The organism is Chitinophaga qingshengii (assembly GCF_014529935.1).
Lineage (GTDB): Bacteria > Bacteroidota > Bacteroidia > Chitinophagales > Chitinophagaceae > Chitinophaga > Chitinophaga qingshengii.
The window spans coordinates 137450-150694 of sequence record NZ_JACVFC010000002.1; the positions used below are offsets into that span (position 1 = coordinate 137450).

Genomic DNA, 13245 nt, shown 5'->3' on the forward strand with positions numbered 1-13245 from the left:
TCCGTAAATCCGTAAATCCCTAAATTAAAAATCGTAGAACTGTCGCGATCGGTTGATCCGCAAATCCCGCAGGATACCCGCTTTCGGGTTGATAGTAATACTAAACTGCCGGAATGTACCGAATGGTATCAGGTTGATAGACATCTGCCAGCAATGCAGGTCCCTCGATATATACATATTCGTATAGGCGATCTGCATATTCGTGAAATCAAAACCACTGTTCAAACCCACTTTCCATTTAGGTGTCAGGCTGAAGTCGCCATTGAAACTAACGTATTGGGTTACACGCTTTACCACCCCGCCGGAATCAGGAATAAGCTGGTTGGTATACGATAAGCTGTAAGACAGGTCCACGCGCCAGGGTATATCAAAATCCACATATTCGCCCGGGTTGTTACGCATCATCTGTAGTTGCCGTTGCTGCGCTGCCATGGCAGCATCCGCATTGGTAATATTTTCAAGCGAATCTATCTTCTTCTGTTTGTCCTGCCCCTTCTTGTCTTTCGACTGGAAAGAAGTACTCAGTGAAACACTGGCAGTCGTTATCCGGCCGAGACTGAATTTACCCTGTTGCCATACATATTTATCAACAGGGTGTCCACGGCCGTCATCTGCATATGGGTTCAATGTCGCATTGGCAGAGATATTCACCTTATCAAACAGGTTGGTACGGGCATAAAGGGCGAAAGGCGATAATTTAAAGGAGTCGGCAACGAAGTTGTAACTGCCGGTAATACCGAAACCGTCTAACAACTTGACCTTCTTCTCATGATTACCCGATGTATCCTTCCTGGAAAACACTTTCATCTCCAGGTTATTGTCCAGGCCGAAGTTAAGCCCCCCGAAAGTACCGGCCTTGGGCACACCCACGATGGAACCGTCAAAATAGGAGATTCTCATACTATCCCGGTCGCCTTTACCATACCGGTACCCATAATAATAGGCGCTGGAGAAATCCGGGCTATAGTTGGCACTCACGGTAGGGCGCATCACGTGGCGGATGGCCTTGATATTGGAATGTTTGCTGAAAGCGTACATACCATACACCGCAGTAGACAGGGCAGCACTCATGGTCACATCGCGCGCGGTAAAGAAACCAGGAATATAGGTAGTATCCACACCTCCGAAGGAAGTATCGGTAATCCTTTTATTGTTATTCCATTTTTTAAATACTTTCTTGGTATACCAGTATTCGTTATAGTTGACACTGGGGGAGAAAGTCAGCGTTTTCAGCACCGGGATAGAAAAAGACACCGGGATGGAATGCTGCATACCACTCTGCATAGCGTTAAACATGGCCTGTTTACCAAACAGGGAGTCTTTGAAGCTGGCCTGGTTACGCAATATACCGTTATAGGAAATACCGATTTTTTCGTACCATTTGGGGGTGCCCACCATCTCTTTCGGCTGGAACGGATAGATGGTATTGACCGTAAAGGTACCATCCGGGAAAGAGATAGACACGTCGCGGGTAGCCAGGTTCTGGGAGTGGTTCAGCCCCAGGGTAAGGTTATAGGGCTTGCCCTGCCAGGTCTTGGAGAAGGTGACAGACGACCCGATGTTGTTGTTCACACGGGTGCTATAGTCAAATACGTTGAATCTGTTGTAGGAAGAGCTACCGAAGTTCACGCTGGCGCCGAAGTTCACCCCCGGACGGGCCTTGCTGTCCATACTGTGGTTCCAGGTAATGCGGAAGTCACGCGACTTGGTAAACTCCGAAGGTACCGCCGGGTCCCCGAAACGGGTATTGGCAAAGCTCAGGTTCAGGCCTCCATTGTATTTATACCGCTTCCGGTAGGTAGGACTGGCGGTCAGGCTCCAGCTGCCGTAGGAGTATACGTCGCCCCGCAGGGTGAGGTCCATATGCTCCCCCAGGCCAATGTAGTAGCCACCGTTTTCCAGGCCCATCCCCTTCTGCTGGTTCATCACATACTGTGGCGGCAGGATACCGGAGCGTTGTCCCTGGGTGATGGGGAAAATGGCAAATGGGATGTACAAAGGCGTGGGTATACCCATAATTTCCAGGTTTGCCGGCCCGGAAATGATTAATTTATCAGGTATTACCTTTATTTTACGGGCTCTGAAGCTAAAGTGCGGCGTATCCAGGTTACAGGTAGTATAGCCGTTTTTGAAACCGAAGATGGTATTATCCGATGCCTTTTTGGTAAGCTCACTGTGAACATAGCCTTCGCCGTACTGGGAGCGGGTATTGTAGATCTTTGCTTTCTGGGAGGTAAAGTTGTATTTGAGCGTATCCGACTCAAAACTCTGTCCCCCGTCGTTCATGACAGGGCGGCCGATAATCTTTCCTGCCGTATCTTTGGCATTAGTGGCCTGTAATACGCCGGTATTCTGGTCGAAATTCATTTTTTCGGCAGAAAGATCGATCGTTTTATATTTGGTGTTGGCAGAGCCATACAGGTAAAACTGCTTGTCAGGCACCATCAGGATGATGGAATCCTTGGCCTTGTAGGTTACCGGCGCATCCAGCGTATCTTTGGACACTTTGGGAATAAAAACGGTATCCACCGTCACTTCTTTGGAAGTGTCCTGGTCTTTGGATACCACATTGGTATCTGCTCCCGGTTTGGAAGTCACTTTGGGCACTTTAGGCGGTACGGTGTCTTTCCGGGCAGGAACGGTATCTGCCAAAGTTTTGTTAAAAGTCGGCGATGCGTGTGGCCTGGCGCCACCTGATGCATCTATAATAAAGGGAACGGCAATAACCACACCTGCAAAAGCCAGGTATGTCTGCCGTAAAAACTTTTTATAATTATTTTTGTAGCTAGAGCTCATGAGTTAAGGCGGGCACAAACCTACAAGAAATTATACAATTTATTACAAAAGACGACTTGTAAAGTTTGATGCCAGCCGGCGGACAAGAGACTGAAAACACGCATGGAGCAAAGGAATTACTATTTTAACAGATAAACTTATTTTTTTATTTTTTGTGATAACAGCACCCATTAAAATGAGAATCATGCGCTGGAACCGATTTTGGATTTTAGGACTGGGAACTCTTTTCACCTGTACCTTTTTTATTCAGGCAAAAAACAATCCAGTTTCAAAGAAACAGGAAAACCCTATCCGGACTATTGTAATTGATGCCGGTCACGGTGGCGAAGACCCCGGGGCCAGAGGAAGCTACTCCACAGAAAAACAGGTAACACTGGCCGTGGCACTGAAACTGGGGAAAATCCTGGAAGACAACCTGCCCGATGTAAAGGTAGTGTATACACGAAAATCTGACCGCTTCGATGATCCCCGCAAAAAAGCGCAGATCGCCAACGACGCCAAAGGCGACCTTTTTGTGTCTATCCACTGTAATTCTACCGGCAAAATCAGAAAGGTAACCGGCTATAAAACCGTCTACCATAAAAAAGGGAAAAAGAAAATCCCCGTAAAACAACCCATCTATTCCTATTTCGCGAGCAACGCCAAAGGAACGGAAACGTATATATGGGCCACCAGTAAGAACAACGCCAAAATGGAGTCCCTCAAACAGAACTCCGTGATCGTACTGGACGCCAATTCAGAAGAAACCAAACAACTGATGGATGATACCGACCCGGAAACCTTCATCCTCCTCAATACACTGCGTAACGCCTACTTCGACCAAAGCCTCCGGTTATCTACCCTCATCGAGGACGAATTTACCAAGGCTGGCCGCATCAGCAGGGGCGCCCGTCAGAGGAATGAAAAAGGTATCTGGGTACTTTCCGCTACAGCTATGCCCAGCGTACTCGTAGAACTGGGCTTCATCAGCAACCCGGAAGAGGAAGAATATCTCAACTCTATGAGCGGCCAACAGGAACTGGCCATGGGCATCTTTAAAGCCATCAAACGGTACCGCGATGAACTGGAACGGTTTACCAACAACCGCAGCTCTACCAACGGCGATGAAGCCACTGCCAGCCGCCCGCAGGCTTTCCATAAAGCCCGTAAACAAGCCGGTAAGGATAAAATTAAAGCCGGTAAAGAAAAACCGACCGTACCAGACCCCAACGACGACTACTGCATTCAATTAATGACCACCGATAAATTATATACACCGGGAGCTTCCATTTTCAGGAAGCTCCACGGTAATATCAGTCATGAACAGATCGTGCTGAATAAAAAAAAAATGCACCGATATACCTGGGGACACTTTAAAACAGACCGGCAAGCCTCCACGGCTGTACGAAAAGCCCGCAAACTCGGCTTCAGGGATGCTTTCGTAACTTCCTGCTGATCACTCACTTCCCCTCTCCCCCATACCCCGATACCCCGCTTCCCCCTTTTTATTACCAACATTTTCTCCCACCTACGCCCCGTGCATGCTTTTTGATTATTTTTGCGGTGAACGTATACGAATCTCATGCTCAAATTATCTAATGAAACCAAGGTAGGCATACTTACCGTGCTGGGTATCACCTTACTCGTACTGGGCTTTAATGTATTGAAGGGAAAGAGCCTGTTTTCACACAACAAAACCATCTATGCTGTCTACAAACAGGTAAATGGACTACAACCCTCCAATGCCGTACAGGTAAATGGACTGGTGGTTGGAAACGTTTCAGAGCTGAATGTAAAGGACAACGATCCCTCCAGGATACTGGTCACCCTTACCATTACCAAGAAAGTAAATATCCCCCGTAACTCAGTAGCCCGCATCAGCAGCGACCTGCTGGGCACCAAAACCGTGCAGATGGACCTCGGTAACGCTACCGAATACCTGCAAAACGGCGATACCATCTACGCTGCAGTAGACGGCTCCATGACAGACGCCATCAAGGAACAAATCACCCCACTGGTGAGCAAACTGCAAGGCACCCTGTCCAATATCGACTCTGTACTGCTGGCGGTAAGCGCTATCCTCGATACCACCGCCAAAGGTAACCTCCAGGAAACCATGCGCAACCTGAATGTCACCATGCGCAATTTCTCCCATACCTCCGCTTCGCTCAACGGTATGCTGGACCCGCAAAAAGGCAACATACAAGCCACTGTCAACAACCTGGCTTCTGTTACCGGCAACCTGAAAGCCAACAATGAAAAAATCGGCGGTATCCTCGATAATGCCAAAAAAGCCACCGACGCACTGGCAAACGGTAATATTGACAAAACCCTGCAGCAGTTGCAACAAACAACCGCCAGCCTCAATAGCACCATGGCCAAACTCAACACTACCGACGGAACCGCAGGCCTCCTGCTCAATGATAAAAAGGTGTATAACAACCTGCAATCATCGCTCGGTAACCTGAACAAACTACTGGAAGACCTCCGCGTCAATCCTAAACGTTATGTGCATTTCTCCCTGTTCGGCAAAAAAGATAAAACGAAACCACTGCCTTCCGATACTGCAGCGGTACAACAATAAGCGTACATGAATCAATATATCAGATCAGTCCTTTTACTGGCAGTGATATGCCTGGCAGCGATATTGCCGGCCCATGCCCAGGTGCCGGGCCAGCCCGCACCTAAAAAAGGTACCGTGATCGAAATCCTGGGAGCAGATACACTGCAGATTATCGAAAAAGATACCATCAACGTCACCCGCTTTATCGGCCATGCCCGGTTTAAACAAGGCACTACCCTGTTTTTCTGCGACAGCGCCATTAAAAACAATAAAACCAATATCGTAGACGCCTACGGTAACGTACATATCAATCAGGCAGACAGTGTCCACATCTACGGTAACTACCTCAACTACGACGGTAATACCCGTATCGCTATCCTCCGGGAAAACGCCCGCCTTACCGACGGGAAAGTGACCATCACCGGCCCGGAACTGCAATACGATATGAACGCCAAAATAGGCAGCTATGTAAAAACAGGCCGCCTGGTCAACGGGAAAAGCGTGCTCACCAGCGATGAAGGCTACTACTACACCGAAACCAAGGAAATGCATTTCCAGCGTAACGTGGTACTGGTAGACCCGGAATATACGCTTAGCACCGATGCCCTCCTGTACAATACCGAAACAAAAATTGCCAACATCATCGCCCCTACCACCATCAATGAAGGGAAACGCATCATGTACGCTACCAGCGGTTATTATGATACCGATAAAGGTTATGGCAACTTCGGCAACCGGCCTACTATCGAAGACAGCACCGGCACCCTCACCGCCGATAACATAGAAATGGACAAACTGACCGGCTTCGCCTATGCGACCGGTAACATGGTATATAAAGATACCGTCCGCAAAATGTCGCTGCTGGCTAACCATGGAACGGTCAACCAAAAAGAAAAGACCCTCCTGGCTACCCAGAAACCGCTGCTCATCATGGAAAAAGGTAAAGACACCATGTACCTGGCTGCTGATACCCTCTTTACGGGTGTCATCCGCCATGGCGACAGCCTCTCCATCCCCTCCGTGGCCGGCCTTAAAAAGGAACCGGTGAAAGAGCCGCTGCGCGCCGTTAAAACCATACGGCCACCCCGGGAACATATCCCTATCGGTATATCCCTCATCAACCAGGGCGACTCCCTGGCCAGAAAACAACTGGACAGCGTTCCCGGCACGATCATGATGATGGCAGCCGACAGCGCACTGGCCAAAACAAAAGATAAACTGGATTCCAACCGCGTTAAACTGGTGAAAATGGCACAACCGCCGCCTGTCGTCATGAAAGACTCGCTGCCGGGTATCAAACACCATGCAGACAGTATGGCGCTTTCCGCACCTAAAGACACGGCTGAACAACGGTATATCCTCGCCTATCACCATGTACGCATGTTCTCCGACTCCCTCCAGGGCGTGGCGGACAGCGTCTATTATTCTACCAAAGATTCCATCTTCCGCTTCTTCCGTGATCCGGTGATGTGGTCCAATAATACCTCCCAGCTCAGCGCCGATACCATGCTGCTGTTCACCAAAAACCAGGCAGCCGATAAAGTGCTGATGATTAAAAACGCTTTCATCATCAATGAAGCCGGCCCGGAAATGTACAACCAGGTAAAAGGCAATACCATCACGGGTTACGTCCTGGGAGAATCCATCGACTGGATGCATGTGGAAGGTAACGCGGAAACCATCAACTACGTTAAAGACCAGGGTGGCGCCTATATGAGCGTGAACAAAGCACAATGCGGTATCATCAATATCTTCTTTAAAAAGGGAGAAGTTGATAAAGTAGTGCTGATCAAAGACCCGGAAGGCACGGTGTATCCGTTTACACAAAGGCCCAAGGACCAGTTGCAATTAGATAACTTCCACTGGGATATCAAACGCAAGCCGAAGACAAAATATGAGCTGATGCAATAAAATTTATTTACTCATTTCGTCATTTGGCCATTTGAAGGAGGCTCCGCTTCCCTTAAATGGCCAAATGATTTAATAACAAAATATCAAAATGATTAGAAGCGCGTTTAAAACACTCCTGTCCCCGATTCACACATTTTTAAAAGATAGCCGCGCAGTAGGCATCATCCTGATCCTCTGCACCCTTGTCTCCATGATATTGGCGAATTCGGCCTGGCAGGAAGGTTATGTCGACTTCTGGAATGCACTCTTTGATCCTGCCGGCGGGCACCACTACCAGTACCGCGCCCTGCATCTGCCCAACTCCTATCTGTTATGGATAAACGACGGGATGATGGTACTGTTCTTTTTCCTGGTAGGCATGGAAATAAAAAGGGAACTCACCGTAGGTGAACTGTCGTCCCTGCGTAAGTCCATCCTGCCGGTGCTGGCAGCCATCGGCGGTATGTTGTTTCCGGCCCTTATCTTCAGCCTGTTTAATGGCGGCAGCGACTATGCACATGGCTGGGGCATCCCCATGGCTACCGACATCGCTTTCTCACTCGGCATCCTTTCCCTGCTGGGTAACAGGGTACCGGTAAGCCTGAAAATTTTCCTCATGGCGCTGGCTATCATCGATGACCTGGGCGCTATTCTGACGATCGCTATCTTTTATACGCCACATCTCAATGTCCAATATTTGCTGATGGCAGGTGGTATATTGTTGATACCCATTGCGCTGAACCTGCTGAAAGTTCAACGGCTGATCCTGTATTTTATTCCCGGTATTATATTGTGGTACTGCCTGTTCAATTCCGGCGTACATGCCACTATTGCTGGTGTATTACTTGCGTTCTGCATTCCGCAGGATAAAATCGCCGACCTGGTACATGGACTGCATGATCCGGTGAATTTTGTCATCATGCCCGTTTTTGCATTGGCCAATACTGCGATACAATTGCCGTCAGACATCATCGGCGCACTGCATAACGACATCAGTTATGGCATTATCGCCGGGCTCGTACTGGGCAAACCGCTGGGTATTTTTATACTTTCTTTTGCAGCAGTGAAATTAAAAATGGCCAGTCTGCCTTCCAAATCAGGATGGTTACAACTCATTGGCGTAGGGCTTATTGCAGGTATCGGCTTCACCATGTCTATATTTATATCTTCACTGGCATATGTAGAAAGGGAGTACCAGATTATTGCGATCATTTCCGTGATAGCCGCCTCCCTCATAGCCGGTATTGCGGGTTTCACCTTTCTTCGTTTATTGAAGCCCGTTATCCCGGTCAAGAAAAGTAAATGATGGATTGGCACTGTTATTGTAAGGCTATCCCGAATTTTATTCAACCGGATATACTTTAGAGAGAATAGCCAACGTTAATAGACGCAAACATTTTTTGCATTAATAAATAAGCAACATCTATGAAAAAAGTCGTGTTATTTTTGAGTTTGTTTGCCCTGCTGGCAGTACAAGCTAACGCGCAGAAGAAAAAAAGCTATGGCAACAATGTTGAAAACTACAACACCGCGCTGGGCATTCGCCTGAACCCGTGGGTAGTAGGTTTTACTATTAAACATTTTATCCAGGGCCCTCACGCCATTGAAGGTATCGTAAGCACCAACCACGAGCACAAAGCTAACGTAACTATCACTGGCTTGTATGAATATCACTGGAATATTGGCAGACCGGAACTGAATATGTATGCAGGTGGTGGCGCCCACATCGGTTTCTACGATCGTCGTGATTATGACTGGGACCGTTATGTAGACAAAGGCAAAGGTACTTATGTATCTCCCGGCCTGGACGGTATCATCGGTGTTGAATGGACCTTTAAGAAAATACCGTTGAACCTGAGCGCTGACCTGAAACCATACGTTCAGTTTGTTGGCCCGACCAACTACATTGGTGAAGAAATTGGTGGTGTATCTGCAAGATTCACCTTCTAAGATAGCGGAAACGCTAGTAACCCGTAAACGGATCATGAGGCAAGCATGATCCGTTTTTTTATGTTCCTTATTTTTGATTTACTTTTAGGAATATGAAAATCTTCACCGCTGCACAGATCCGGGAGGCAGACGCCTTTACCATTACACAGGAGCCTGTAAGCAGTACAGACCTGATGGCGAGAGCCGCAGGGAAGTGCGCAGACTGGCTCATGGATCGTTTTGCGCCATCTCATTCCTTCTTTATTTTCTGTGGAAAAGGTAACAACGGCGGCGATGGCCTCGTCATTGCACAGCGACTGCTGGAAGAAGGTTACCAGGTGACCGCTTGCCTGTTGGAATATGGTAACAGGGCCAGTGAAGATTATGTATATTATTACCGCCGGTTACAACAACAATATGCCGGCCGTATCCGTGAAATAGCCGATGTTACCGCCTTTCCGGAACTACCCGCGTCCGCCGTTATTGTAGATGCTATTTTTGGTACCGGTCTCAATAAACCCATTGAAGGCTGGCTGGCCGGTATGATCCATAAAATCAACGACCAGTATCCCCGCCATACTATTGTGGCCATTGATATGCCCTCCGGGCTGATGGCTGATGCCAGCTGCCGCAATACGCCTGTGATACAGGCCCATCATACCCTTAGCTTCGAATTTTATAAACTCGCCTTCCTGATGCCGGAAAACGCGGCACTCGTTGGTCAGGTACAAATAATACCTATCGGACTTTCACCGGACTATATAACGCATACGCCTGCACGCTATCATCTGGCAGATAAGGAGATGATGCACACCATTTACATGCCCCGGCCCCCCTTTGCACACAAGGGAACCTTTGGCCACGCCTTGCTGATTGCCGGCAGTATGGGAAAGATGGGAGCCGCCGTGCTGAGTGCCAAAGCCTGTCTGCGCTCTGGGGTAGGACTCCTTACCTGCCATATCCCCCGTTGCGGGTATGATATTATGCAGATCAGCGAGCCCGCGGCCATGAGCGTGACCGATGAACTGCAGGACCACAGCGCCCATTTTCATGAACAGGCCGATGCCCGCTATAAAACAATCGGCATAGGGCCCGGACTGGGTGCGGCTACTGCCACCGCCCGCTCCCTGGAAAAACTGCTGTCCACCTACAAACGCCCTATGGTGATTGATGCAGACGCATTGAATATACTCTCCGTATATCCGTCACTGTTATACCAGGTGCCGGCTGGTTCTATTCTTACACCGCATCCTAAAGAGTTTGAGCGGCTTTTTGGCGCTACCGCCAATGATTTTGAAAGACTGGAACTCCTATCCAGGCAGGCGGTACGGCTGCAGCTGTATATCCTGCTGAAAGGCCGTTATACAGCCATTGCCTGTCCGGATGGCGCGGTATACTTTAATGCCACCGGTAATCCCGGCATGGCTACCGGCGGCAGCGGAGATGTGCTCACCGGTATACTGACCGGTCTCCTGGCACAGGATTATGCCCCCAAAGCGGCCGTATTGCTGGGCGCCTGGCTGCACGGTTATGCCGGCGATCTGGCAGCCGCAAGCCTGTCGCAGGAAGCCATGACGGCTAATGACATCATTTCCCATCTGGGCGCGGCTTTCCTGGAATGTTTTTATTAGGATACAGGCCCAATGGCCCTTCGGGGAATTCCCGGATAAAATAACCATTCTACCGGTACGGATGACACGCTTCAAATCCGCTACCACATTAACTTTCTATTCATTTCTTTATTGCCTGCGGTAATTCCTGAACCGTAATTCGTAATTCAAAATTTTATTATTTATATTTATTGGATAACATTTATTCAATCAATACGCTATTTTTTCAACCGAGCAATTTAAATACGCTTCTATGAGTATCGTTTTCCTCGTTCCCTGTTTTGGATTACTGGCCTTGTTATTTACTGCAGTCCGCAGTTCCTGGGTTTCCCGCCAGGATGCGGGCAATGAAAAGATGAAAGAAATAGCGCAGCACATTGCGGAAGGCGCTATGGCATTCCTGAAAGCGGAGTATAAAGTACTCATCTACTTTGTTATCATAGCTGCGCTGTTACTGGGTTATATGGGAGCATCCCATCATACCTCCCACTGGTCGATAGGCCTGGCCTTCGTTATCGGGGCTGTCTTTTCTGCCACTGCCGGATTTATCGGAATGAAAATAGCAACCAAAGCCAACGTGCGCACTGCACAAGCCGCCCGTACCAGCCTGGCTAAGGCGCTGGGAGTATCCTTCACCGGTGGTTCTGTGATGGGTATGGGTGTTGCCGGCCTCGCGGTATTGGGGCTAGGCTCTCTGTTTATTATCCTCAAATCGTACTTTGGCGCCGCTGCCAATACTACTGAAATGATCAGAACCATCGAGGTGCTGACCGGTTTCTCCCTGGGTGCGGAGAGCATCGCGCTCTTTGCCCGTGTAGGCGGCGGTATCTATACCAAAGCGGCCGATGTAGGCGCCGACCTGGTAGGTAAGGTGGAAGCCGGCATCCCGGAAGATGATCCGCGTAACCCCGCCACCATCGCCGATAACGTAGGCGATAACGTAGGCGACGTGGCCGGTATGGGCGCCGACTTGTTCGGCTCCTATGTTGCCACCGTACTGGCTACCATGGTACTGGGCTCTGAAACAGCCTCCCAGGACATGTTTGGCGGCCTTGCTCCCATCCTCCTCCCCATGATGATTGCCGGTAGCGGTATCATTTTCTCCATCATCGGCACTTTCTTCGTACGCATCAGCGATAGCGCAGGGCTTAATACCGGCGTGGTACAGAAAGCGCTCAATATGGGCAACTGGGGTTCTATTATCCTCACAGCTATTGCTTCCTGGTTCCTGGTTAACTGGATACTGCCCGACGGCCCTATGGTGCTCCGTGGTCACGAATTCACCAAAGGCCAGGTATTCGGCTCTATCGTGGTAGGACTGGTAGTGGGTACCCTTATGAGCATCATCACAGAATATTATACGGCCATGGGTAAACGCCCGGTACGTTCCATCATCCGTCAATCTGCTACCGGCGCTGCCACCAACATCATCGGTGGTCTCTCTGTAGGGATGGAATCTACGGCGCTGCCTATCCTGGTACTGGCGCTGGGCATCTATGGTTCCTACGCTTTCGCCGGACTCTACGGCGTGGCGATTGCCGCTGCCGGTATGATGGCCACCACGGCTATGCAGCTGGCGATCGACGCCTTCGGCCCTATCGCGGACAACGCCGGTGGTATCGCTGAAATGAGTGAACTGCCGAAAGATGTGCGTGAAAAAACCGATATCCTCGATGCGGTAGGCAACACTACCGCTGCTACCGGTAAAGGATTTGCCATCGCTTCTGCTGCCCTCACCGCACTGGCGCTGTTCGCGGCTTTCGTAGGGGTAGCCGGCATCAAAGGCATCGATATTTATAAGGCCGACGTACTGGCCGGACTTTTTGTGGGCGGTATGATCCCTTTCATCTTCTCCTCACTGGCCATTGCAGCGGTAGGACGCGCAGCCATGGCGATGGTGGAAGAAGTACGGCGCCAGTTCCGTGAAATACCCGGCATCATGGAAGGAACCGGCAAACCGGAATACGATAAATGCGTGGCTATCTCTACCCAGGCTTCTATCCGCGAAATGATCCTGCCTGGCGCTATCGCACTCATCTCCCCCCTGCTCATCGGCTTTATCGCTGGTCCTGAAGTATTGGGCGGCTTCCTCGCCGGTGCTACTGTCAGCGGTGTACTGATGGGTATCTTCCAGAACAACGCCGGCGGCGCCTGGGATAACGCGAAAAAATCCTTCGAGAAAGGCGTGGAAATTAACGGGGAGACCTTCTACAAAAAATCTGAACCACATAAAGCATCTGTAACCGGTGATACGGTAGGTGATCCGTTTAAAGATACTTCCGGTCCTTCTATGAACATCCTCATCAAACTGATGTCGATCGTTTCATTGGTCATTGCACCTACCCTGTCAGAGAAATTCCACACCAAGGAAGAAGTACCACCGGTAGTAAAGGTAAAAACCGTTACACCGCCTGCTGTGAAAGCTCAACAGGCGTATGTCCTGGACCTGAAATAAAATAAAACCAGGCTCTGTCCTCC

The 13245-nt window shown here is 49.4% G+C and carries 8 protein-coding genes; 7 read left to right on the top strand and 1 reads right to left on the bottom strand.

The window, feature by feature from the left end; genetic code table 11:
• Positions 1 to 24 precede the first annotated feature (24 nt).
• Positions 25 to 2796 (bottom strand): putative LPS assembly protein LptD, encoded by a 2772-nt coding sequence (locus ICL07_RS15865; protein WP_188089007.1) that lies wholly within the window; start codon positions 2794 to 2796, stop codon positions 25 to 27.
• A 184-nt stretch (positions 2797 to 2980) separates the two neighbouring features.
• Here ICL07_RS15865 and ICL07_RS15870 point away from each other — a divergent pair, with 184 nt between their 5' ends.
• The 7 genes from ICL07_RS15870 (at position 2981) to ICL07_RS15900 (ending at position 13222) form a co-directional block, all read left to right on the top strand.
• The gene (locus ICL07_RS15870) at positions 2981 to 4231 is read left to right on the top strand and encodes an N-acetylmuramoyl-L-alanine amidase family protein (protein ID WP_188089008.1); all 1251 of its coding nucleotides are present in this window, start codon (positions 2981 to 2983) and stop codon (positions 4229 to 4231) included.
• A gap of 126 nt (positions 4232 to 4357) precedes the next feature.
• Positions 4358 to 5359, top strand: a complete 1002-nt coding sequence (locus ICL07_RS15875; protein ID WP_188089009.1) for an MlaD family protein — start codon at positions 4358 to 4360, stop codon at positions 5357 to 5359.
• 6 nt (positions 5360 to 5365) lie between these two features.
• Positions 5366 to 7249: an OstA-like protein gene (locus ICL07_RS15880; RefSeq protein WP_188089010.1), complete on the top strand. Its 1884-nt coding sequence runs from the start codon at positions 5366 to 5368 to the stop codon at positions 7247 to 7249.
• Between the two features lie 88 nt (positions 7250 to 7337).
• Positions 7338 to 8534: a Na+/H+ antiporter NhaA gene (nhaA, locus tag ICL07_RS15885; protein ID WP_188089011.1), complete on the top strand. Its 1197-nt coding sequence runs from the start codon at positions 7338 to 7340 to the stop codon at positions 8532 to 8534.
• Positions 8535 to 8653: 119 nt separating this feature from the next.
• Positions 8654 to 9178, top strand: a complete 525-nt coding sequence (locus tag ICL07_RS15890; protein ID WP_188089012.1) for a hypothetical protein — start codon at positions 8654 to 8656, stop codon at positions 9176 to 9178.
• Between the two features lie 92 nt (positions 9179 to 9270).
• On the top strand, positions 9271 to 10788 hold the full coding sequence (locus ICL07_RS15895) for an NAD(P)H-hydrate dehydratase (protein ID WP_188089013.1): 1518 nt from the start codon (positions 9271 to 9273) through the stop codon (positions 10786 to 10788).
• Positions 10789 to 11020: 232 nt separating this feature from the next.
• Positions 11021 to 13222, top strand: coding sequence for a sodium-translocating pyrophosphatase (locus ICL07_RS15900; RefSeq protein ID WP_188089014.1), 2202 nt, complete (start codon positions 11021 to 11023; stop codon positions 13220 to 13222).
• The last annotated feature ends 23 nt before the right edge of the window (positions 13223 to 13245 follow it).

Coding starts and splice junctions, on each gene's coding strand:
- ICL07_RS15895 (WP_188089013.1), top strand. CDS start 9,271: ATGAAAATCTTCACCGCTGCACAGATCCGGGAGGCAGACGCCTTTACC.
- ICL07_RS15875 (WP_188089009.1), top strand. CDS start 4,358: ATGCTCAAATTATCTAATGAAACCAAGGTAGGCATACTTACCGTGCTG.
- ICL07_RS15880 (WP_188089010.1), top strand. CDS start 5,366: ATGAATCAATATATCAGATCAGTCCTTTTACTGGCAGTGATATGCCTG.
- nhaA (WP_188089011.1), top strand. CDS start 7,338: ATGATTAGAAGCGCGTTTAAAACACTCCTGTCCCCGATTCACACATTT.
- ICL07_RS15890 (WP_188089012.1), top strand. CDS start 8,654: ATGAAAAAAGTCGTGTTATTTTTGAGTTTGTTTGCCCTGCTGGCAGTA.
- ICL07_RS15870 (WP_188089008.1), top strand. CDS start 2,981: ATGCGCTGGAACCGATTTTGGATTTTAGGACTGGGAACTCTTTTCACC.
- ICL07_RS15865 (WP_188089007.1), bottom strand. CDS start 2,796: ATGAGCTCTAGCTACAAAAATAATTATAAAAAGTTTTTACGGCAGACA.
- ICL07_RS15900 (WP_188089014.1), top strand. CDS start 11,021: ATGAGTATCGTTTTCCTCGTTCCCTGTTTTGGATTACTGGCCTTGTTA.